The 19,613-nt window shown below is 73.7% G+C and carries 21 protein-coding genes; 11 read left to right on the forward strand and 10 right to left on the reverse strand.

Annotated elements, in window-relative coordinates; all coding sequences use genetic code 11:
• Positions 1 to 635: hypothetical protein (locus J5Y09_RS22525; protein WP_209354109.1), on the forward strand; the 635-nt coding region annotated here is incomplete at its 5' end.
• Between the two features lie 425 nt (positions 636 to 1,060).
• On the opposite strand, the gene J5Y09_RS22530 is transcribed toward J5Y09_RS22525, so the two are convergent.
• The 3 genes from J5Y09_RS22530 to J5Y09_RS22540 are packed head-to-tail and all read right to left on the reverse strand — an operon-like array spanning position 1,061 to position 3,249.
• Entirely contained in the window at positions 1,061 to 1,567 is a 507-nt protein-coding gene (locus J5Y09_RS22530; RefSeq protein ID WP_209354110.1) for a universal stress protein, read from the reverse strand.
• Positions 1,568 to 1,576: 9 nt separating this feature from the next.
• Positions 1,577 to 2,332: a TIGR02186 family protein gene (locus J5Y09_RS22535; RefSeq protein WP_245217340.1), complete on the reverse strand. Its 756-nt coding sequence runs from the start codon at positions 2,330 to 2,332 to the stop codon at positions 1,577 to 1,579.
• The gene (locus J5Y09_RS22540) at positions 2,332 to 3,249 is read right to left on the reverse strand and encodes a sulfite exporter TauE/SafE family protein (protein ID WP_209354112.1); all 918 of its coding nucleotides are present in this window, start codon (positions 3,247 to 3,249) and stop codon (positions 2,332 to 2,334) included. Before J5Y09_RS22540 ends, J5Y09_RS22535 begins: the two co-directional genes overlap by 1 nt.
• Positions 3,250 to 3,376: 127 nt before the next feature.
• Here J5Y09_RS22540 and J5Y09_RS22545 point away from each other — a divergent pair, with 127 nt between their 5' ends.
• The 3 genes from J5Y09_RS22545 (at position 3,377) to J5Y09_RS22555 (ending at position 6,568) form a co-directional block, all read left to right on the forward strand.
• On the forward strand, positions 3,377 to 4,963 hold the full coding sequence (locus J5Y09_RS22545) for a bifunctional metallophosphatase/5'-nucleotidase (RefSeq protein ID WP_209354113.1): 1,587 nt from the start codon (positions 3,377 to 3,379) through the stop codon (positions 4,961 to 4,963).
• A gap of 112 nt (positions 4,964 to 5,075) precedes the next feature.
• A complete protein-coding gene (gene aqpZ, locus J5Y09_RS22550; RefSeq protein ID WP_209354114.1) occupies positions 5,076 to 5,768 on the forward strand; it encodes an aquaporin Z in 693 nt (230 codons plus the stop codon).
• 32 nt (positions 5,769 to 5,800) lie between these two features.
• Positions 5,801 to 6,568: a maleate cis-trans isomerase family protein gene (locus J5Y09_RS22555; protein WP_209354115.1), complete on the forward strand. Its 768-nt coding sequence runs from the start codon at positions 5,801 to 5,803 to the stop codon at positions 6,566 to 6,568.
• A 17-nt stretch (positions 6,569 to 6,585) separates the two neighbouring features.
• On the opposite strand, the gene J5Y09_RS22560 is transcribed toward J5Y09_RS22555, so the two are convergent.
• Both J5Y09_RS22560 and J5Y09_RS22565 read right to left on the reverse strand, forming a co-directional pair.
• The gene (locus J5Y09_RS22560) at positions 6,586 to 7,554 is read right to left on the reverse strand and encodes a Bug family tripartite tricarboxylate transporter substrate binding protein (protein ID WP_209354116.1); all 969 of its coding nucleotides are present in this window, start codon (positions 7,552 to 7,554) and stop codon (positions 6,586 to 6,588) included.
• A 66-nt stretch (positions 7,555 to 7,620) separates the two neighbouring features.
• Positions 7,621 to 8,214 (reverse strand): helix-turn-helix domain-containing protein, encoded by a 594-nt coding sequence (locus J5Y09_RS22565; RefSeq protein ID WP_209354117.1) that lies wholly within the window; start codon positions 8,212 to 8,214, stop codon positions 7,621 to 7,623.
• A 28-nt stretch (positions 8,215 to 8,242) separates the two neighbouring features.
• On the opposite strand from J5Y09_RS22565, the gene J5Y09_RS22570 reads away from it, so the two are divergent.
• Both J5Y09_RS22570 and J5Y09_RS22575 read left to right on the forward strand, forming a co-directional pair.
• Positions 8,243 to 8,464 carry a hypothetical protein gene (locus tag J5Y09_RS22570; RefSeq protein WP_209354118.1) on the forward strand — a complete coding sequence of 74 codons (222 nt, stop codon included), beginning with the start codon at positions 8,243 to 8,245 and terminating at the stop codon, positions 8,462 to 8,464.
• A complete protein-coding gene (locus J5Y09_RS22575; protein ID WP_209354119.1) occupies positions 8,461 to 8,925 on the forward strand; it encodes a GNAT family N-acetyltransferase in 465 nt (154 codons plus the stop codon). Before J5Y09_RS22570 ends, J5Y09_RS22575 begins: the two co-directional genes overlap by 4 nt.
• Here the strand turns inward: J5Y09_RS22575 and J5Y09_RS22580 are convergent.
• Positions 8,922 to 9,629 carry a ribonuclease activity regulator RraA gene (locus J5Y09_RS22580; RefSeq protein WP_245217339.1) on the reverse strand — a complete coding sequence of 236 codons (708 nt, stop codon included), beginning with the start codon at positions 9,627 to 9,629 and terminating at the stop codon, positions 8,922 to 8,924. The genes J5Y09_RS22575 and J5Y09_RS22580 overlap by 4 nt on opposite strands.
• Positions 9,630 to 9,712: 83 nt before the next feature.
• On the opposite strand from J5Y09_RS22580, the gene J5Y09_RS22585 reads away from it, so the two are divergent.
• Positions 9,713 to 10,624, forward strand: a complete 912-nt coding sequence (locus tag J5Y09_RS22585; RefSeq protein ID WP_209354121.1) for an LOG family protein — start codon at positions 9,713 to 9,715, stop codon at positions 10,622 to 10,624.
• Positions 10,625 to 10,661: 37 nt separating this feature from the next.
• Here the strand turns inward: J5Y09_RS22585 and J5Y09_RS22590 are convergent, their stop codons facing one another.
• Entirely contained in the window at positions 10,662 to 13,250 is a 2,589-nt protein-coding gene (locus tag J5Y09_RS22590) for a TIGR02302 family protein (protein WP_209354122.1), read from the reverse strand.
• Positions 13,247 to 14,584 (reverse strand): diaminopimelate decarboxylase, encoded by a 1,338-nt coding sequence (lysA, locus tag J5Y09_RS22595; RefSeq protein ID WP_209354123.1) that lies wholly within the window; start codon positions 14,582 to 14,584, stop codon positions 13,247 to 13,249. The genes J5Y09_RS22590 and lysA overlap by 4 nt, the downstream gene beginning before the upstream one ends.
• A 302-nt stretch (positions 14,585 to 14,886) precedes the next feature.
• On the opposite strand from lysA, the gene J5Y09_RS22600 reads away from it, so the two are divergent.
• The gene (locus J5Y09_RS22600; RefSeq protein WP_209354124.1) at positions 14,887 to 15,666 is read left to right on the forward strand and encodes an enoyl-CoA hydratase/isomerase family protein; all 780 of its coding nucleotides are present in this window, start codon (positions 14,887 to 14,889) and stop codon (positions 15,664 to 15,666) included.
• A 172-nt stretch (positions 15,667 to 15,838) separates the two neighbouring features.
• Positions 15,839 to 16,126 carry a hypothetical protein gene (locus J5Y09_RS22605; RefSeq protein ID WP_209354125.1) on the forward strand — a complete coding sequence of 96 codons (288 nt, stop codon included), beginning with the start codon at positions 15,839 to 15,841 and terminating at the stop codon, positions 16,124 to 16,126.
• A 44-nt stretch (positions 16,127 to 16,170) separates the two neighbouring features.
• Here J5Y09_RS22605 and J5Y09_RS22610 read toward each other — a convergent pair whose 3' ends face one another.
• Entirely contained in the window at positions 16,171 to 17,145 is a 975-nt protein-coding gene (locus J5Y09_RS22610; RefSeq protein ID WP_209354126.1) for a quinone oxidoreductase family protein, read from the reverse strand.
• Entirely contained in the window at positions 17,142 to 17,654 is a 513-nt protein-coding gene (locus J5Y09_RS22615; protein WP_209354127.1) for a methylated-DNA--[protein]-cysteine S-methyltransferase, read from the reverse strand. The genes J5Y09_RS22610 and J5Y09_RS22615 overlap by 4 nt, the downstream gene beginning before the upstream one ends.
• A gap of 135 nt (positions 17,655 to 17,789) precedes the next feature.
• Between J5Y09_RS22615 and J5Y09_RS22620 the strand changes: the two genes are divergently transcribed.
• Positions 17,790 to 18,143 (forward strand): (2Fe-2S) ferredoxin domain-containing protein, encoded by a 354-nt coding sequence (locus J5Y09_RS22620; protein ID WP_209354128.1) that lies wholly within the window; start codon positions 17,790 to 17,792, stop codon positions 18,141 to 18,143.
• Positions 18,144 to 18,246: 103 nt separating this feature from the next.
• Positions 18,247 to 19,566, forward strand: coding sequence for a tRNA uridine-5-carboxymethylaminomethyl(34) synthesis GTPase MnmE (gene mnmE, locus J5Y09_RS22625; protein ID WP_209354129.1), 1,320 nt, complete (start codon positions 18,247 to 18,249; stop codon positions 19,564 to 19,566).
• Positions 19,567 to 19,613: the final 47 nt, after the last annotated feature.

Genomic DNA, 19,613 nt, shown 5'->3' on the forward strand with positions numbered 1-19,613 from the left:
CGGCGGGGCAGGTGGCCGGCGCGGCCGCGGGCGCAGCCGCCGCGCCTGCCGCGACGCGGCTTGCGCGCATGAGCGCGGCCGCGGCGCAGAACGCCTGGGACAGCGTGGCGGGGGAGGACATCCCCGCCTGCACCGGCGCGGCCGACAAGGAATGCGCGGAAGCCCAGGCGCTGCGAGCACGCGCCTGCCGCCGCCAGGCGCAGGGCGCGCCGCGCGAGCAGGCCGGCCGCCTGCGCGACTGCGCGGTCAGCGCCGGCCAGGCCGCGCTCGCCGCCGGCGGCGCCAACACGCAGGCGGAACGCAATGCGTGGCGGGAGGAACTGCTCGCCGCGCTGTATGACCGCCGCGCCGTCACGCCGCGCGCCAGCATCTGCCCGGACAACGACACGATGCGCAGCGAGGCCGAGACCCTGCTGCGCGACGCGCCCGGCAATGCGAGCGCGCGCTTCCACGGCGCGAGTGCGCGGATGATCGGCGTCTCCGTCTCCTGCGGCGCGGACGACCGGCGCTGCCCGGACCTCGCCGAGGCGCAGCGCCTGCTGACGCCGCCCAACGCGGCCGATCCACGCTGGGCCCAGACGGCCGAGGGCGTGCGGACGCTGCAGCGCGTGGTGGTGGGCTGCCCGGAAAGCTGAGCGCCGGCGCCTGAGGCCAGGAATCGGATCGAGGCCCTGCCTCGATCCGCGAGCGCACAGCGCGACCGCGCCCAACCCATCAGCCGCGCCCGGCGCGCCAGTGCACGGCGCGCAAGGCAAGCCGGCGGAGACCGGCACCTGCGCCTGAGGCCAAGAATCGGATCGAGACCCTGCCTCGATCCGCGAGCGCACAGCGCGACCGCCCCCAACCCGCCAGCCGCGCCCGGCGCGCCAGTGCACGGCGCGCAAGCCAAGCCGGCGGAGGCAGGCACCTGCGCCTGAGGCCAAGAATCGGATCGAGGCCCTGCCTCGATCCGCGAGCGCACAGCGCGACCGCGCCCAACCCATCAGCCGCGCCCGGCGCGCCAGTGCACGGCGCGCAAGCCAAGCCGGCGGATGCCGGCGCCGGCGCCTGAGGCAATGAATTACGTAATCCGATCCAGTTCCTTCTCGTCGAGCGTCCCCGGCACCAGCGTCATCGGCACCGTCAGGCGGCTCGCGTAGCGGCCGGTCAGGGCGGTGATGAGCGGCCCCGGCCCGCCCGTGCCCGGCGCCATGGCAAGCACCAGGATCGAGATGCGCGGATCCGCCTCAAGAAGCTTCAGCAGCTCGTCCCGCGCCTCGCCCTCGCGGATGATCAGGATGGGGAAGCCGCCGGTGATCTCGTTCACCTCGGCGGCGAGGCCGGAGAGCATCTTCTCCGCCTCCTCCCGCCGTTCTTCCTGCATCATCACGCCGACGCCGGCCCATTCCACCAGGCCCACCGGCTCGATCACGCGCAGCAGCGCCACGCGCCCGCCGCCCTTGCGCGCCCGCAGGCAGGCGTAGCGCAGCGCGACGGCGCGCTCGGGGCTGTCATCCACCACGACCAGGAAGATGCGGTCGCGCTTGGCGGCAGTGGCGGCGGCGGCGGATTCTTCGGTGCCCGGCATGGCGGCCCCTCAGCTTCTGCGGAACAGGACGCTGCCGAGCCATCCGGCCAGCGCGGCAAGCAGGACGCAGCCCACACCATAGAGCAGCGGCGCGGTGCGTGCGACGTGGGCGATGGACGCGGCGGTGCCGACGCGCTCCACGCGCAGGAACAGTTCCTGCCGCGCGACGATGCGGCGTTCGCGCAGCAGCAGGACCTCGATCCGGTAGTCCCCGGTCTGCACCGTGTCCGGGAAGGCGACGCGCGCGCTGAATAGCCGACCCCCTGCGACGGTCACGGGTGCCGCGTATTCCTGCCAGCGCCGGTCCTGCTGCTTGAGGTCGAGCAGCGCCGCGCGGAAGGCCGGCGCCTGGCTGCCGGTGGCGCGCAACGGCAGCGCGTCGAGCCCGAGACGCGAGGCGCGGCGCGTGTCCTCCGGCAGCAGCTCCCACACCGGGCGCGTCGCGGCGATGGCGTAGAAGCCAGGCACTTCGGGAAAGGTGGCGGCCGGGCCGTTCACCCAGAAGCCGAGCACGTTGACCTTGCGCCGCACCACCGTGGGCTGGGACGGGCCGGTCGCGACGACCAGCACGTCCTCCCCGCTCGCCGGGCCGATCAGGTTCTCGGTGGCGCCGAAGACGAGCACGGAGGCCCCGGTGAAGCCGGTCGAGATCTCCACCCGGTCGGTCGAGAGGTCGGCGGTCAGGGCGGGCGTGGGCGGCGGCACCTGCGCGGCCGCCGTGCCGGCCCACAGCGCGGCCAGCAGCGCCAGCGCCGCGCGGCGCATCACGGCACGGGCCCTATGGCGAAAAGGTTCTCCGGCGCGCGCACCAGGTCCCACAGCAGGCCGAGCGCCACGCTCAGCACCAGCAGCCCGAGCAGCGCGCGCGTCTCCTCCCCCCGCAGCTTCGTGCCCATGGCGGCGCCGAACTGCGCCCCGGCGACGCCGCCGGCGAGCAGCAGCAGCGTCAGGACGATGTCCACGCTGCCGACCTGCAGCGCCTGCAGCAGCGTCACGTTGGCGGAGACGAACACCACCTGGAACAGGGAGGTGCCGATGACGACGCTGGTCGGCATCCCCAGCAGGTAGATCATGGCCGGCACCAGCATGAAGCCGCCGCCCACCCCCATCACCGCGGACAGCACGCCGATGCCGAAGCCGATCAGCAGCGGCGGCACGATCGAGATGTACAGGCGCGACTTGCGGAAGCGGATCTTGAAGGGCAGGCCGTGCAGCCAGGTGTGCTCATGCGCCCGCGCGGCGGCGGCCGAGCCGGTGCGCCGGCGGCGCAGGATGGCGCGCACGCTTTCGCGCACCATCAGCAGCCCGACCGTGCCCAGCACCACCACGTAGAAGACGGCGACGGCGAGATCGACCTGCCCCGCCCGGCGCAGCAGCGCGAACAGCTGCACGCCGAGCGCCGACCCGACGATGCCGCCGGCCAGCAGCACCACCCCCATGCGCGCATCGACATTGTCGCGCCGCCACTGCGCGATCAGGCCGGAGACCGAGGCGCCAAGCGTCTGGTTGGCGCCCGAGGCGACCGCGACGGGGGAAGGGATGCCGATCAGGATCAGCAGCGGCGTCAGCAGGAAGCCGCCGCCCACGCCGAACAGGCCCGACAGCCAGCCCACGCCGAAGCCGATGCCCAGCAGCAGCAGGGCATCGACACTCATCTCGGCGATGGGCAGGTAGACCTGCATCGCGCTCCGGCCAGGGTTGCTGGAGGATTCCGACAACGCGGGTTTGGACCCGCGCGCCGCATGCGGCAAGGGACAATCCTCGCGCGACGGGGCAGGATTGCGGCAGTCCCGCCGATCGAGGCCCGCCATGATTCTCTCCCGCCGCTTCCTCCTCGCCGCCGGCCTTGCCGCGCCCTTCCTGCGGCCGGCGCGCGCCCAGGGCGCGCATCGGGTGCGTATCGTCCACGTCAACGACTTCCACAGCCGGCACGAACCGGTGGCGCGCGCGACCGGGGCGGCCTGCCGGGCGGACGACCCCTGCCTGGGCGGCGCGGCGCGGCTCGCCGGGGCGATCGGGCAGGCGCGGGCGGGCGCGGCGGCAAGCGGCCGCGGCGTGGTCGCGATCGACGCCGGCGACCAGTTCATGGGCAGCCTGTTCTACACGCACCATCGCGGCGCGGCGGAACTGGCCGTGATGAAGGCCTGGGGCTGCGAGGCCATGACCCTCGGCAACCACGAATTCGACAATGGGCCGGAGGTGCTGGCCCGCTTCGCCGCGGGGGCGGATTTCCCGATCCTGGCCGCGAACATCGACGCCCGGGCCGAGCCGCTGCTCGCGGGGCGCTTCAGGCCTTGGTGGGAAGCGCGGCGCGGCGGGGCGCGCATCGCCATCGTCGGCGTCACGACGCCGGAGACGCCGGCGCTGTCCTCCCCCGGGCGGAACCTGCGCTTCACCGACCCGGCCGAGGCGGTGGCCCGCGCCGTTGCGGACATCCGCGCGACCGGCCCGGCGACGGTGGTGGTGCTGTCCCATCTCGGCCTCGGCGCCGACCGGCGGCTGGCGGAACGCGTGGCGGGGATCGACGTGATCGCGGGCGGGCATTCGCACACGCTGCTGGCGGCCGAACCGGACGCGGACGGCCCCTCGCCGCTGCTGGTCGACGGGCGCGACCGCACGGTGCGCATCGTGCAGACCGGCGCCTATGGGCGCTTCCTCGGCATGCTCGACCTCGACCTGGCCGCGGATGGGCGGATCGTGGCGACGGGCGGCGGCTGCGCTCCGGTCGGCGCCGCCTTCGCCGAGGATGCGCGCGTCGCCGCCATGGTCGCGGAATTCGCCCGGCCGCTGGAGGAGACGCGCCGCCGCCCGGTGGGGATGCTCGCCGGCGCGCTGTCCAACACCGATTGCCGGCGCGGCGAGTGCGCGCTGGGGAACCTGGTGACGGAGGCGATGCTCGCCCGCATCCCGGGGGCGGAGATTGCGGTGACGAATGGCGGCGGGCTGCGCGCCGGCCTGCCGGGCGGCCAGGTGACCTATGGCGACGTGCTGACCGTCCTGCCCTTCGGCAACACCATCGCGGTGATGGGGCTGCGCGGCGCGGATGTGCTGGCGGCGCTGGAAGCCGGCCTGGCGCAGGGCGCCGGCACGGCCGGGCGCTTCCCGCAGGTGGCGGGCATCCGCTTCGCCTGGGACCCGACGGCACCGCCCGGGTCGCGCGTGCGGCATGCGGAAGTCGCGCAGGGGGCGGCCTTCGTGCCGCTCGACCCGGCGCGGGTCTATCGCGTCGTGACGAACGACTTCATGCGGCGTGGCGGGGATGGCTACGTCGCCTTCCGCGACCGCGCGCTCGACCCCTACGACACCGGCCCGGTGCTGGACGAGACGGTGGCGGATGCGATCGCCTCCGGCCGCTCCGTGACGCAGCTGGACGGGCGCATCGCCGTCGCGCGGTAGCGCCGACGCGCATGGCGGGCATACCGTTCCGGAGACGGCGCCATGGTTGCGCTGGCGGTGTGTTCCCAGGCTAACCTGCCTCCTCCAGAAAAAATGAGGAGGGACGTCCTTCATGGCTCCAAGACTGGCTGCCGAGTTCATCGGCACGCTTTGGCTCGTGCTCGGCGGTTGCGGCTCGGCCGTGCTGGCGGCGACCTTCCCGGAGGTCGGGATCGGCCTGACCGGCGTCTCGCTCGCCTTCGGCCTGACGGTGCTGACCATGGCCTATGCGATCGGGCATGTGTCGGGCTGCCACCTGAACCCGGCGGTGACGCTGGGCCTGGTCGCGGCGGGCCGCTTCCCGGGGCGTGACGCGATCCCCTACATCTTCGTCCAGGTGCTCGGTGCCATCGCGGCGGCCGCCATCCTCTGGGCGATCGCGACCGGCAAGCCCGGCTTCGAGGTCGGCGGCTTCGCGGCCAACGGCTTCGGCGACCATTCCCCCGGCAAGTACGGGATGAATTCCGCGCTGCTGACCGAAGTGGTGATGACCTTCTTCTTCATCATCATCATCCTGGGCGCGACGCATCCGCAGGCGCCCAAGGGCTTCGCGCCGATCGCGATCGGCCTCGGCCTGACGCTGATCCACCTGGTCTCGATCCCGGTGACGAACACGAGCGTGAACCCGGCGCGCAGCACCGGCCCGGCGCTGATCGTCGGCGGCTGGGCGCTGCAGCAGCTCTGGCTGTTCTGGGTGGCGCCGATCATCGGCGCCGTGCTGGCGGGCATCGCGTCCCGCACGCTCTGGCCGGACAACCGCCAGTAGGCGACGCGCGCGGCGGCTGGCAGGCTCAGGCCATGGACCAGCCGCCGCCGCTGTCGCCCCGCCCCGGTCTCGCGCCGCGCCTGCTGATGGGCGTGGTGGTGCCCGCGACCAATGTGACGACGGAGGCGGAGATGGACGACCTCCGCCCCGCCGGCACCATCAACGCGACGGCGCGCATCGCCAACCCGGATGCCGCGGTGGCCGGCGATGCCGATGCCGCCGTGGTGCGCGCGGCGATGGTCGCGGGGCTGATGGCCGCGCTCGACACGCTGGCGCCGGCCAGGCCGGACCATGTCGCGATCGGCGTGATGGTCGAGAATTTTGTCGGCGGCGGCGCGGCCGGCGCCGCGCTGCTGGCCGAGGCCGAGGCACGGATAGGCTGCCCCGTCACGGCGCCGACCGGGGCGACGCTGGCCGCGCTGGCCGCGCTGGGCGTGCGGCGGATCGCGCTGCTGACGCCCTTCTTCCCCGGTGGCGACGCCGCGGCGAAGGCCTTCCTGGAGGATGCCGGGATCGAGGTGGTGCGCGTGCTCGGCCTGCGCGCGCCGGGGCCCGCGGCGATCGCGCGCGTCGCCCCCGCGCGGCTGCGCGAGGCGGTGCGGGAACTGGACGGGCCGGAGGTCGAGGCGATCGTCCAGGTCGGCACCAACCTGCCCTTCGCCGCCGTGGCGCGGGACGCCGAGGCGGCGCTGCGCAAGCCGGTGCTGGCGACCAACCCCGTCACCTACTGGCACGCGCTGCGCCGCGCCGGGGTCGCGGACAGGATCGCCGGCGCGGGGCGGCTCTTCGCGGCCTGCTGAGACGCCCGCGCGCGCCGTCAGTTGAGCTGGATGTTCAGCCGGCGCAGCAGCGGCCCCCAGCGTTCCGCCTCCCGCGACAGGAAGGCCTGGAAGTCGGCCGGGCTGCCGCCGGCGGTGACGATGCCCTCGTTCAGCAGGCGTTCGCGCACGGTCGCATCCGCCACCGCCGCCGCCCCCGCCGCGTTCAGCCGGGCGAGCGCGGCCTGCGGCGTGCGCGCGGGCGCGAGCAGCCCGAACCAGGTCACGGCCACCAGGCCCGGCCAACGTTCGTGGAAGGTCGGCTGGTCGGGCAGGTTCGGCAGCCGCGCCTCCCCGGTCCAGCCGATGATCCTGGCGCGGCCGGACCGCGCCACCTGCAGCCCCGTCGCGCCGCCCACCAGGATGGAATCGAGCGTGCCGGCCAGCAGGTCGTTCATCTGGTGCGCGTCGCCGCGATAGCCGACATCCTGCCAGTCGAGCTGCAGCCGGTCCTGGATGAGCGCGCCGGCGATGTGGTTGAAGGACCCGCGCCCGTTGTGGCCCCAGGTCACCTTGCCCGGGTTCGCGCGCACATGCGCGACGAAGCCTTCCATCGTGTCCGGCAGGCCCGGACGGACCGCGATGCAGAAGGGCAGCGTCGAGACATGCACGACGGGGGCGAAATCCTCCGGCCTATAGGGCAGGTTGCGCCCGATCAGCGGGTTGATCGTCAGCGTCGTGCCGGAGGACATCAGCAGCGTGTGCCCGTCCGGCGCGGCGCGCGCGACGGCCTCGGCGCCGATGACGGTCTGCGCGCCGGGCTTGTTGTCGATCACCACGTTCTGGCCGAGCAGCGGCGCCATCCGCTCGGCCACCAGCCGAGCGGTCACGTCGGTGGATCCGCCCGGCGGGAAGGGCACGACGATGCTCACGGGGCGCGAGGGGCTCCACTGTCCCTGCGCCTGCGCCGCTCCGGCGGCGGCAAGGCCGAGCGCGGGCACCGCGCGGCGCCCGATGGCGATGGTCATCGATGTTTCCTCCCGAGTGTGTTGCCGGCCAGCCTGCCACCGCGCGGACGGCCGCGCCAAGCGTGCTCAGCGGCGGGAGAGCGCCACGATGTACCGGCAGGGCTTCGACCGCGACGGGTTGCGGAAGGCGTGACCGCGCGGCGTATCGAGGTCGAAGGCGAGGCTGTCGCCGGCGTGCAGCAGCGACTCCTCCCCCCCTTCATCGACCACGAGCCGCCCGGCGGTCGCCCACACCACCTGCCCGCGCAGGAAGGCGAAGGAGGATGCGGTGTAGGCGACGCGCGCGCCGGCCGGCAGTTCCACCTCCACCAGTTCCGGCTCCGCGCCCGGCGGCGTCAGGGCGCGCCGAACGTAGCCCGTGGCGGGGTCGGTCCAGACCGGCTGGGCTTGATGCCGTGCGATGCGCGGCGCGCCGCCATCGGCTTCCGCGCGCGCCAGCAAGGTGGAGACGGTCAGGTGCAGCGCGCCCGACAGGCGGCCGAGCAGCGCGGCGGTGGGGCTGGCTTCCGCCCGCTCAACCTTGCTGATCATGGCGCGGGAGACGCCGGAGGCGGCGGCGAGATCGGCGATGGACCAGCCGCGCGCCTCCCTCTCCCGCCGGATGCGGGCGGCGAGCAGCGTGTCGAGGGCGGGCGGGGCATCGTCCAGGATAGTGGACATGGTGGGAGGATAGTGGATACTTGGGTCCATGACCATGCCGCCATCGCCCGGCCACAACGGGGGCCCGCCGCTCGAGGAGGAGGATGATCCCGCCGGCTGGCGCCTGTGGTGCTGGAAGCGGGCGCATCGCCGGGCCTGGAAGACCCCGCCGCGGGAAATCGCGCTGCGGCGCCTCGCCCGCGCCGAGGAACTCGGCATGACCTACCGCGAATACACGCTCGAGATCCTGGAACGGGGCCGGCACCTGTGACGGCGCGCGTCACCGAGGGCGGGCTCGACGACCCGCGCGTGCAGGCGCTGCTGGCGGTGCATCTGCGCAAGGCGCGGGAGGCGACGGCGGAAGGCTTCGCCTTCGCGCTCGACCTGTCGGGGCTGCGCGTGCCGGAGATCCGCTTCTTCACCGCTTGGCTGGACGGCGCGCCGGTCGGCACCGGAGCGCTGAAGCGACTGGCACCCGACCATGGCGAGGTGAAGTCGATGCACACGGCCGAAGCCGCGCGCCGGCGCGGCGTGGGCGGTGCGATGCTGCACCACATCCTCGCCGAGGCGCGCGCGGCGGGCATGACCCGGGTGAGCCTCGAGACCGGCACGGCGCCCTATTTCGCCGGCGCCGTCGCGCTCTATCTCGCGCATGGCTTCACGCCCTGCGGGCCCTTCGGGGACTACGCCGAAAGCGCCGAGAACCGGTTCCTGACGCTGGCGTTGGGCTAGCGCCCGCGCTCCTTCCGCCAGGCCTCGAAGATCGGCCGGTTGGCGGCGTCCGTCATTGGATACAGGCCGCGGATGGTGTGGCCGGCCGCGACGCGTTCCTGCACGAAGTCCTCGAACACCGTCTGCTCGAAGGCCTCCTCCGCCACGTCGTCGGCGATATGGGCCGGGATGCAGACGATCCCTTCCCCGTCGCCCACCATGATGTCGCCCGGATGCACGCCGACGCCCGCGCAGGCGACGGGCACGTTCAGGTCGACGCAATGGTGGTGGATCAGGTTCGTCGGCGCCGAAGGCTTCGCGTGATAGGCCGGCCAGCCCATCGCGGCGATCTCCGGGCTGTCGCGGAAGCCGCCATCCGTCACAGCGCCCGCGACGCCGCGCGCCTTGAGCCGCGTGATGAGGATGCCGCCCGCCGAGGCCGCGCGGGCATCGCCGCGGCTGTCGATGACGAAGACGGCGCCGGGCGGGCATTCCTCCACCCCCTTGCGCTGCGGATGCGACGGGTCCTTGAACACGTCGAGCCCGTCGAGATCCTCCCGCGCCGGGATGGTGCGCAGCGTATAGGCCGGGCCCACCATGCGCGGCGCCTCGGGGTTCAGCGGGTTCAGCGCGAGGAACACGTTGCGGAAGCCGCGCTTGAACAGCACGGTGGTCAGCGTGGCGGTGGAGACCTCGGCGAGCTTCGCCCGCGTCGCGTCCTTCATGGCGGCATTCCCCCTCATCGAAGGCTGAGGCATACCGCGACACGGCGACGCCGGCCAATGCACCGGCCACGAGGACACGAGCCATGCCCGAGAACGGCGCCCAGAAGCGTTCCCGCTCCTTCCTGCTGGCGGTCGAGGACCAGGACTTCCTGCTGCGCGACGAGATGCGCCCCTTCCGCTTCGGCATGGAATACGCGAAGGCGGAATTCGCGCTGCGCGACTGGGGCGTGCGGTCCACCATCGTCGTCTTCGGCTCCGCCCGCACGCCGAGCCCGGAGCGGGCGCAGGCCATGGCGGAGGCGGCGCGCGGCCCGGCCGAGAAGCGCGCCGCGAAGCGCGCGGCGGAACAATCCCGCCTGTACGAGGATGCCCGCGCCTTCGCGCGCATCGTCTCGCTGCGCGGCGGCGCGCTCGCCGCCTCCGGCGCGCCGCGGGACAACGTGATCGCGACCGGCGGCGGGCCCGGCATCATGGAAGCGGCCAATCGCGGCGCCTCGGAAGCCGGCGCGCCGTCCATCGGCTTCAACATCACCCTGCCGCACGAGCAGAACCCGAACGCCTGGTCCACCCCGGCGCTGACCTTCCGCTTCCACTACTTCGCGATGCGCAAGATGCACCTGGCGATGCGCGCCAATGCGCTGGCGGTCTTCCCGGGCGGCTTCGGCACCTTCGACGAGCTGTTCGAGCTGCTGACGCTGGTGCAGACCAGCAAGGCGAGCCCGCGGCCGATCGTGCTCTACGGCCGCGCCTTCTGGGAGAACGCGGTGAACTTCTCCCTGCTGGTCGAACAGGGGATGATCGACGAGCACGACCTGTCGCTGTTCGAGATCGTCGACACGCCCGAGGAAGCCTGGGCGAGCCTGCTGCGACGCGGCCTCCAGGCCGCGCCCGTGGCGACGCCGCAGGAAATGCCGGGGATGCTGCCGCGCCGCCGCCGCCCGGCCGCGGAGCGCATGCCGCCACCGGTGCCGGACAAGCCGAAGCGCGGAACATGACGCCGCGCGCGGCGCCGTTGCCCGCGCGCCGCGCGGATCAGAAGCGCCGCAGCAGCCGGTCGATGTAGTCGAGTTCCGCCGGCGGCCGTTCGCGCTCGGCGCCGCGCCGGCGCAGCTCCTCCTGGATCCGCCGCGTCTTCAGCAATTCGGCCTCGTCCGGCACGCGGGTATCGGAGCCGTTGTCCTGCCCGCCGGTCGCTTCCCGCGTGCGGCGGCCGAGCGGATCGCGGCCCTGGCCCTGTTCCTGCGCCTGGTCCTGGCCCTCCCCGCCCTGCTCGCCGCCGGCCATGCCCTCGCCTTCGCCCTCGCCCTCGCCTTCATCCTCGCCGGGCTGGCCCTGGCCGAACTGGCGCTGCATCTGCTGCGCCATCTGGCGCCCGCCTTCCGTCAGGGCGCGGATGGCGCGCTGCTGCGGGTCGCGCGCGTCGCGGCCCTCGGCCAGCGCCTCGGCGCCGTCGCGCATGGCGCGGTCGGCCTCGCCCAGCTGCGGCGGCACGTCGCCGGTCAGGTCGCCGAACTGCTGCATCAGCTCGCCCAGCGCGCGGCGCAGCGCGCGCTGCACCCGCGCATCCTGCTGGCTTTGCGCCTGACGCTCCGGGTTGGGCGGCGGCTCGGCCTGCGGCGGCGGCGGGGGGAAGGTGCGGGAGAGCGGCTGGCGCCGCTGCTGCTGGCGTTCCCGCTCCGCCTGTTCCGCGCGCTGGTGGCCGCGGTCGAGCATCTCGGCCTGGCGGCGCACCATGTCCTGCACCGCGCCCATCTGCTGCTGGCCGCGCTGGCGCTGCTGCTGGCGCTGGCGGTCCTCGGCGCGCATGTTGCGCCCTTCCTCGAGCGCGCGGAGCATTTCCTCGAGTTCCGCGAGCTCGCGCTCCGCGTCCTCGGTGCGGCCCTGGCGCGCGGCGTCCTGCATGCGCTGGGTGCGGCGGTTGAGTTCCCGCTGGTCCATCAGCCGCTGCTGCGGGTCGTAGGGCAGGGCCTCGGCATTCTCGCGCTGCAGCCGTTCGGCGAGGGCTTCGAGATGCCGGCGGATCGCTTCCCGCAATTCCTGGATGCGGCGGTCGAGCTCGGCGCGCTGTTCCTGGGTGCGCTCCTGCTCGGGCGTGCGGCGCTGTTCCTCCAGCGCCTCGCGCAGCTGTTCGCGCGCCTGGGCGAGCGCGCGGGCGGTGCGGTCGGTGCGCCCTTCCTCCAGCGCGACGGCGATGTCCCACAGGATCTCCTGCACCTCGGGCACCGCGGTCGCGCGGCGGTCGCGCGTCAGGCGATGCCGCGCGCTGCGCAGCGACAGGAAGGTGCCCGTGTCGTGCTCGAAGGCCTCCGGCGCGCCGGCGATGCGGTCCAGTTCGCGCCGCGCCGCGTCCCGCGCGGAGGGATCGACGGACAGCGACCGGCGCAGCGCGATCAGCGCCTGGGAGACAGGGTGGGTGAAGGAGCGTTCCGGCAGTTCGAGGAAGGCGCCCTCGCTGCGGCCTTCCTGCCCGGCATGGTCGCGGGCGACGAGCCGCGCCTCGACCTCCAGCCCCGCCCAGGGATGGGCGGACAGGTCGGGCTGGGCGGCGCCGCGCGCGGTCCGCGGGCTGCCGCCGGGCAACGGCAGGTCGAGCACCACGGGCTCGGCATCCGGCCGTGGCTTCAGGCGCAGTTCCACGCGCAGCGTGGCCAGGCCCCAATCGTCCTCCGCCTTCCAGGGCAGGCGAATGGCCAAGCCGCGCTGCGCGCGCGCCGGCGGCTGGTCCCAGGCGGCGACCGGGGGCGCGTCGGCGCGCACCGTCAGCGACCAGCGGGCGAGGTCCGCCCCGTCGCGACGCACGGCGAGGGTGCCGCCGACCTCCAGCACCGCCTCGGCGGCGAAGGAGGCGCGGTCGAGGGTGCGGAACGGGCTCGCCGCCCCTTCGCGCAGGAGTTCCGGCACGCCGCCCGCGCCGCCCGAGACGGCGACCTGCAGCCGGCTGCCCGCGGGGACGGAAACCGCGCCGCCGGCAGGGTCGAGGAAGATGGGCGCGGCGCCGGTATAGGCGGGCGGCGTGACCCAGGCTTCCAGCCGCACGCCGGGCGTGGTCGGCAGGGCCGCGCCGGTGAAGGCGGGCAGCAGGGCGCGGCGCAGCCGTTCCGGCGCCTCCGCCCCCGCGACGACGAGGGCGGCGACGATCGCGACCGCCAGCCCGCCGCGCAGCGCGCGTGGGTCGCGCGACGGCAGGCCGGGCCGGGGGGGTGCTACGCGCAGCGCGTCGAGCCGTTCCGCCGCGCGACGGCGATGCGCGGCCCAGAGGGCGAGGGCGACGGGATCATCCCCCGTCGGCCGGTCGGCGAGCGTCGCGATCGGGCGATGCGACAGGCCGGAATCCCGTTCCAGCCGGCGTTCCGCCGCCGGCAGGCCCGGCGCGCGCAGATGCGCGGCCGCGCGCATCCCCGCCCAGGCCAGGGCGCCGGCGAAGCCCGTCAGCAGCAGCAGGTGCAGCCAGGCGGGGATCACCAGCGGCAGGCCGGCCAGCGCCACCACGAGGAAGACGCCGAGCACGCCCAGCACCGGCCAGAGCGCCGGCCAGGCCGCTTCCCACCAGAGGGCGAGCCGCGCGAGCCTGGTTCGCCGGGCCAGCCGGTGAGCGAGGGGATCGCGCGGCGCGTCGGTCATCCGAGCCACTCCGGCAGGCGCTGCCCGTGCAGCAATTCGTCATAGGTCTGGCGTTCGCGCACCACGGCGAAGCGGTCGCCGTCCACCAGCACCTCGGCCGCCAGCGGCCGCGCGTTGTAGGTGGAGGACATGACCGCGCCATAGGCGCCGGCATCGAGGAAGGCGACCGCGTCGCCCGCGGCGAGGTCGGGCAGCATCCGCCCGCGGGCGAAGGTGTCGCCGGTCTCGCAGACCGGGCCCACCACCTCGGCGGCCGAGAGCGGCGCGGCGGCGCGGGCGGCGGAGAGCGGGACGATGCCGTGCCAGGCGTCGTACATCGCCGGACGCACCAGGTCGTTCATCGCCGCGTCCACCACCACGAAGCGATGCGACGCGCCGCGCTTCTGCAGCACGACGGAAGCGAGCAGCACGCCGGCGGGGCCGGCGATCCAGCGCCCGGGCTCGAGCATCACCGGCAGGCCGAGTTCGCCCAGCGTGGCGCGGATCGCGCCGGCGAGGGCCTCGGGCGAGGGCGCAGGTTCGTCGCGATAGGGAATGCCGAGGCCGCCGCCGCAATCGACGCGCTGCACCGGCAGGCCTTCGGCGCGCAGCGCCTTCACCATCTCGGCCAGCCGGGCATAGGCGGCGCGGTAGGCGGCCATGCCGGCGGTGATCTGGCTGCCGATATGCGTCGCGATGCCGATCGGCTCGATGCCGGGCAGCGCGGCCATGCGGGCATAGACGGCGGGCGCGTCCTCGAAGGCGATGCCGAACTTGTTCTCGCTGCGGCCGGTGGTGATCTTGGCGTGGGTCTTGGCGTCTACGTCGGGGTTCACGCGCAGCGCGACGCGGGCGGTGCGGCCCATGGCGGTGGCGATGGCGGAGATCATGTCGATCTCCTCGGCGCTTTCCGCGTTGATCTGGAAGATGTCCTCAGCCAGCGCGTGGCGGATTTCCTCCGCCGTCTTGCCGACGCCCGAGAAGACGATGGCCGAGCCCGGGATGCCGGCGGCGCGGGCTATGCGCAGCTCGCCCTCGCTGACCACGTCGGCGCCCAGGCCCTCGGCCGCCAGCACCTTCAGCACCGAGAGGTTGTCGTTGCACTTCATGGCGAAGTGCACGGTCGCCGCCAGCCCGGCGCCGGCCAGCGCGGCCTTGAGCGCGCGGGCGCGGCGGCGCAGCGCGCCGGCGGAATAGACCCAGGCGGGCGTGCCGGCCTCGGCGGCGATGCGCGCGAGCGGCACCTCCTCCATCAGCAGGCCGTCCATGGCGTGCAGGGAGAGGTGCGGGCGCAGCGCCAGGAGGTCGGCGAAGGAGGGGTCCTCGGACACGGCGAGGGGAAGCGGGGCGGCCATTGGCCTATTGTCGGGACGGGGCGGGCGCTCCGCAAGGCGCGTTACGTGCCGGGGGGCGTGGCCAGGGGCGCCGATTCCGGGGAGAATGCCCTCGGATACCCACAGGACAAGGGGAAGGCCCGCGGCCCGAAGGGCCGAGCGCCCGAATGGGCGCCGCCGCGCGTGCGGCGAAGCCAAGGGCCGCGGACGGGCCCCATGCGCGTTGCTCCGCAACGTGCATGGGTAACCCGGGATGCGGCCCGCCCGGCGTCTGAGGGCGCGGAAGGATCTGTCCTCCGCGAACAAGAAGCGTGAGGACCGCCATGACCGAAGACACACGACTGGACCCGCCGAGCCTCGAGATCGCGGGGCCGCGGGCGACCATCCGCCTGCACCGTTCGCGCCACCGCAACCGCATCGAGCCCGGCGACATCGTCCGGCTGCTCGAGCATTTCGACACGATCGACGCCAACCGCGAGCTGCGCGTGCTGGTCGTCGCCGCCTCCGGCCCTGCCTTCAGCGCCGGCTTCCACCTGGGCGGCTTCGCCGAGGACAAGGAAGCGGCCGCCCGCGCCCCCGGCTTCGACGCCATGGTCGACCGCTTCGAGCGGCTGCGCGTGCCGACGATCTGCCGCCTCCAGGGCGGGGTCTATGGCGGGTCCACCGACTTCGCGCTGACGGCGGATTTCCGCATCGGCGTCACGGGCATGGAGATGTTCATGCCGGCCGCGCGGCTCGGCGTGCACTACTACCCGGGCGGGCTCGAGCGCTACGTCTCCCGCCTGGGCATGAACACGGCCAAGCGGCTGTTCCTGACGGCCGAGAAGCTCGGCGCGGAGGAATTGCTGCGCATCGGCTACCTGACGCATCTCGTCGCACCCGCCGAGCTCGACGCCGCGGTGGACCGGCTGGCGGACACGCTCTGCGCCATGGCGCCGCTGGCCGTGCAGGGGATGAAGCTGGCGCTGAACGAGATCGCGCACGGCGCGCTGGATGCCGCCGCCTGCGAGGAGCGTGCGCGCATCTGCAAGGAGAGCGCGGACATCCAGGAAGGCCTCGCCGCCTTCCGGGAGAAGCGGGCCCCGGTGTTCCGGGGCGCCTGACGCCAGCCAGCCGCGCGAGGCTTCATGCCCCGCGCGGCCGCCATCCCGCCTGCGGCGCGGGCGCACGGAAACGCCCTGAAACGCGGCGCCCCGATCCTGCCTTTCTTCGGCCCGGCGGAAGACTTTTCACCGCTCCAGCGTTCCTCGCATGAAGACCATCGAGGACAAGGACATGCGACCAATCCAGCGCGCCGCGATCGGCGGCCTGTTCGCCCTCTGGCTCGCGCCGCTGTCGGCGATGGCAGAGAGCCAGTCCTCCAACTCCTCCTCCAACTGCTCCAACGGGCGCTGCACGCGCGTCGATTCCTACACGGTCGAGGACCGCAACGGCCGGCGCGGCTGGGTGCGGGAAGACCGCTGGCGGGAAGGGCGCGGCGCGCGCGAATCCTGGGGCTGGGGCTGGGTCGCGCCGGAACGGCGGCAGCCGCGCCGGGTGCGCGACGACGACGACGACGATTGATCAGGAAGAAGGGGGGGGAGGCCATCGCCGCCCCCCGCTTGGCGTCAGGGCAGCAGCACCGTGCTGCCAGTGGTCTGCCGCGCTTCCAGGGCGCGATGCGCGTCGGCCGCGTTCCTGAGCGGGAAGGTCTGGTTCACGCGGATCTGCACGGCGTCCGAGGAGACGACCTCGAACAGGTCGTTGGCGTGGGAGACGAGGTCCTCCCGCTTCGCGGTGTAGGTCGCGAGCGTCGGGCGCGTGACGTAGAGCGAGCCCTTCGCAGCCAGGATGCCGAGGTCCGGGATCGCCACGGGGCCAGAGGCATTGCCGTAGGAGACCATCATCCCGAAGGGCGCGAGGCAGTCGAGGGAGATGTTGAAGGTGTCGCGCCCGACGCTGTCGAAGACCACGGGCAGCATCGCGCCGCCGGTGATCTCCTTGACGCGCGCGGGGATGTCGTCGGAGGTCAGCAGGACATGCGCGGCGCCGTGGGCACGGGCGAGCGCGGCCTTCTCCTCGGTGCTGACGACGCCGATGACGGTCGCGCCGAGATGCTTCAGCCACTGGCACATGATGAGGCCGACGCCGCCGGCCGCGGCATGCACCATCACGGTCTGGCCCGCGCGGACCGGGTAGCACTTCTTGACCAGGAAGGCGGCGGTCATGCCCTGCAGCATCATCGCCGCGCCCTGCTCGAAGGAGAGCGGCCCGGGCAGCTTCACGAGCCGGTCGGCCTTGATGCAGCGCGCCTCGGCATAGGCGCCGATCGGCGCCGTGGCGTAGGCGACGCGGTCGCCCGGGGCGATGTCGGTCACGCCGTCGCCGACCGCCTCGACCACGCCCGCGCCTTCCATCCCGATGATCGCGGGCAGGGAGGGCGCCTTGTAGAGGCCGGTGCGGAAATAGACGTCGATGAAGTTGAGGCCGACCGCCTTGTGGCGGACGAGCGCCTCGCCCGGCTTCGGGGCGGGGAGGGGGATTTCCTCCCAGACCATCTTCTCCGGGCCGCCGGTCTCGTGGATGCGGATGGCGTGGGTCATTCGGGGCGTGTCCGTATGGTGCCGCGCCTTCTGGCGGCCGTGAAAAGGGTCCGGCCCCCGGGGGCGGCGCCCTCGAGGTCCAGAAGGTAGCGCTTCGTAGCCTCTCCCTCGCCGCCCGAATAGCCGCCGAGCGTTCCATCGGCCGCGACGACGCGGTGGCATGGGATGAGGATGGGGATGGGGTTGGCGCCATTGGCCTGGCCAATGGCGCGTGCCGCGCGGCAGCCTACGGCGCGCGCGATGTCGGCATAGGTGCGGGTTTCGCCCGCCGGGATGGCGCAGAGCGCGTCCCAGACCTTGCGCTGGAACTCCGTGCCGTGCGGTGCGAGGGGCAGGTCGAACGCCGTCCGCGTGCCGTCGAAATAGTCCTGCAGCTGGTCTCGGGCGCGCGCGAGCAGGGGCGTTGCCGCCTGGTCCCGGCCGCGGCCCCAGTCGAGGGCGACGATGGCACCGTCTTCTTCCGAGACGGTGATCTCGCCGAGCGGCGTATGGAGGGAGAGCTGCGGCATGGAGGGAGGGAGAGACACCTTGGTGGCGCCAGCCGTCAAGCAGGGGCGCGCGCTCTTCATGCCCAGGAATGGATGCGGCTTGGAGGGGATGGGCCGGGCCGCTACATGCGCCAGGACCCCGAACCGGAGACGCCCATGACCGACGCCGACCCGTCAATGTTCTACTCGGCGCACCTGTTCGTCTGCACCAACCGGCGCGGGGACGACCACCCGCGCGGATCCTGTGCCGCGCGAGGGTCCGAGAAGCTGCGCGACTACATGAAGGCGCGGGCCAAGGAACTGAAGATCCCCGGCATCCGGGTGAACACCGCCGGCTGCCTGGAACGCTGCGAGTTCGGCCCGGCCATGGTGATCTACCCCGATGGCGTCTGGTACCGCCCCACCAGCATCGAGGATGTGGAGGAGATCCTTCAGGTCCACGTGATCGGCGGCGGTCGGGTGCAGCGGCTGATCCTGACCGAGAAGGACGTGCCACCGCCGAAGGGGTGAGGGTGTTTCACGTGGAACAGCCGCACCGGGAGGGGACCTTCCCCGCGGCGGGACGCGGCAGGGTTCCCCCGAGACTTCCCAAACGCCGGCCGGACCCTGGGCGATGAGCCAGCAGGATACGATCTTCGCGATGGCGAGCGGCGCCGGCCGTGGCGCAGTGGCCGTGCTGCGGATGTCGGGGCCAGCCAGCGCAACCATCCTCCAGGGCCTCGCCGGAGGCCTGCCCGAAGCCCGGCGCGCAAGCCTGCGCCGGCTGAGGGCGCCCCAGACGGCGGAGGTCCTCGACCACGCCCTGGTGCTCTGGTTTCCCGGCCCAGCTTCCTACACCGGGGAGGACAGCGCGGAGCTGCACCTGCATGGCGGGCCGGCCGTCATCGCGGCGGTGGCGCAGGCGCTCGTCGCGCTCGGCGCCCGGCCAGCCGAGCCCGGGGAATTCACCCGCCGCGCCTTCCTGAACGGGCGGATGGACCTGACCGCGGCGGAGGGCATCGCCGACCTGATCGCCGCCGAGACCGAGGCGCAGCGCCGCCAGGCCCTTCGCCAAGCCGATGGCGCGCTGGCGCGGCTCTATGGCGGCTGGGCGGATCGGCTCGCGCGGCTGCTGGCCCACCAGGAAGCGGCGATTGAGTTCGCCGAGGACGACCTGCCGACCGACCTCGGCGACCGGGCGCGGGCGGGCGCGGCGGCGCTGCGCGCGGAGATGGCGACCCACTTGGCCGATGAGGGACGTGGCGAGCGGTTGCGGGAGGGGCTTCTGGTCGCGATCCTCGGCGCGCCCAATGCCGGGAAGTCGTCGCTACTGAACGCCCTGGCGGGGCGGGAGGCGGCGATCGTTTCCGCCCGTGCCGGGACGACGCGGGACGTGGTGGAGGTCCGGCTGGACCTGGCCGGCGTGCCGGTGACGCTCGCCGACACCGCCGGGCTGCGGGAAGCCCAGGACGAGATCGAACTGGAAGGCATCCGCAGGGCGCGCCGCCGCGCGGAGGAGGCCGACCTCGTGCTCGCCGTCTTCGCCACCGACGCGCCCCCGGATGCCGAGACCCTGGCCTGGATCCGCCCCGGCGCCGTCGTGCTGGCGAACAAGGTCGACATCGCGCCCGCGCCCGGGCTGATCGGCGGGGCAGTGCCGCTCCCTGTCTCCGCCCGCACCGGGGTGGGGCTTTCGAACCTGCGCGACCGGCTGGCTGCGGAGGCCGCGCGCCTGGCCGGCGCCGGCGATGCTGCCCTGCTGACCCGCCCACGCCATCGCGCCGCCCTGTCGGAGGCGGTCGCCTGGCTGGCCGAGGCGGAAGTCGCCGCGCTGCCGGAACTGGTCTCCGAGGCCTTGCGCGCCGCCCTGCGATCGCTCGGCCGCCTGACTGGCCGCGTCGGCGTCGAGGACATCCTCGACATCGTCTTCCGGGACTTCTGCATCGGCAAATAGACGCCGGCCCTTCTGCGGGGGCGGAAGAAGAAAGAAGGGAGGGGGTC

The organism is Roseomonas nitratireducens (genome assembly GCF_017813355.1).
Lineage (GTDB): Bacteria > Pseudomonadota > Alphaproteobacteria > Acetobacterales > Acetobacteraceae > Neoroseomonas > Neoroseomonas nitratireducens.

What these genes read in the sequence shown, in the direction of transcription:
- J5Y09_RS22530 (WP_209354110.1), bottom strand. Translation starts at nt 1,567, where the DNA reads ATGCCGGGCACCGAAGAATCCGCCGCCGCCGCCACTGCCGCCAAGCGC.
- J5Y09_RS22535 (WP_245217340.1), bottom strand. Translation starts at nt 2,332, where the DNA reads ATGCGCCGCGCGGCGCTGGCGCTGCTGGCCGCGCTGTGGGCCGGCACG.
- J5Y09_RS22540 (WP_209354112.1), bottom strand. Translation starts at nt 3,249, where the DNA reads ATGCAGGTCTACCTGCCCATCGCCGAGATGAGTGTCGATGCCCTGCTG.
- J5Y09_RS22545 (WP_209354113.1), top strand. Translation starts at nt 3,377, where the DNA reads ATGATTCTCTCCCGCCGCTTCCTCCTCGCCGCCGGCCTTGCCGCGCCC.
- aqpZ (WP_209354114.1), top strand. Translation starts at nt 5,076, where the DNA reads ATGGCTCCAAGACTGGCTGCCGAGTTCATCGGCACGCTTTGGCTCGTG.
- J5Y09_RS22555 (WP_209354115.1), top strand. Translation starts at nt 5,801, where the DNA reads ATGGACCAGCCGCCGCCGCTGTCGCCCCGCCCCGGTCTCGCGCCGCGC.
- J5Y09_RS22560 (WP_209354116.1), bottom strand. Translation starts at nt 7,554, where the DNA reads ATGACCATCGCCATCGGGCGCCGCGCGGTGCCCGCGCTCGGCCTTGCC.
- J5Y09_RS22565 (WP_209354117.1), bottom strand. Translation starts at nt 8,214, where the DNA reads ATGTCCACTATCCTGGACGATGCCCCGCCCGCCCTCGACACGCTGCTC.
- J5Y09_RS22570 (WP_209354118.1), top strand. Translation starts at nt 8,243, where the DNA reads ATGACCATGCCGCCATCGCCCGGCCACAACGGGGGCCCGCCGCTCGAG.
- J5Y09_RS22580 (WP_245217339.1), bottom strand. Translation starts at nt 9,629, where the DNA reads ATGAAGGACGCGACGCGGGCGAAGCTCGCCGAGGTCTCCACCGCCACG.
- J5Y09_RS22585 (WP_209354121.1), top strand. Translation starts at nt 9,713, where the DNA reads ATGCCCGAGAACGGCGCCCAGAAGCGTTCCCGCTCCTTCCTGCTGGCG.
- J5Y09_RS22590 (WP_209354122.1), bottom strand. Translation starts at nt 13,250, where the DNA reads ATGACCGACGCGCCGCGCGATCCCCTCGCTCACCGGCTGGCCCGGCGA.
- lysA (WP_209354123.1), bottom strand. Translation starts at nt 14,584, where the DNA reads ATGGCCGCCCCGCTTCCCCTCGCCGTGTCCGAGGACCCCTCCTTCGCC.
- J5Y09_RS22600 (WP_209354124.1), top strand. Translation starts at nt 14,887, where the DNA reads ATGACCGAAGACACACGACTGGACCCGCCGAGCCTCGAGATCGCGGGG.
- J5Y09_RS22605 (WP_209354125.1), top strand. Translation starts at nt 15,839, where the DNA reads ATGCGACCAATCCAGCGCGCCGCGATCGGCGGCCTGTTCGCCCTCTGG.
- J5Y09_RS22610 (WP_209354126.1), bottom strand. Translation starts at nt 17,145, where the DNA reads ATGACCCACGCCATCCGCATCCACGAGACCGGCGGCCCGGAGAAGATG.
- J5Y09_RS22615 (WP_209354127.1), bottom strand. Translation starts at nt 17,654, where the DNA reads ATGCCGCAGCTCTCCCTCCATACGCCGCTCGGCGAGATCACCGTCTCG.
- J5Y09_RS22620 (WP_209354128.1), top strand. Translation starts at nt 17,790, where the DNA reads ATGACCGACGCCGACCCGTCAATGTTCTACTCGGCGCACCTGTTCGTC.
- mnmE (WP_209354129.1), top strand. Translation starts at nt 18,247, where the DNA reads ATGAGCCAGCAGGATACGATCTTCGCGATGGCGAGCGGCGCCGGCCGT.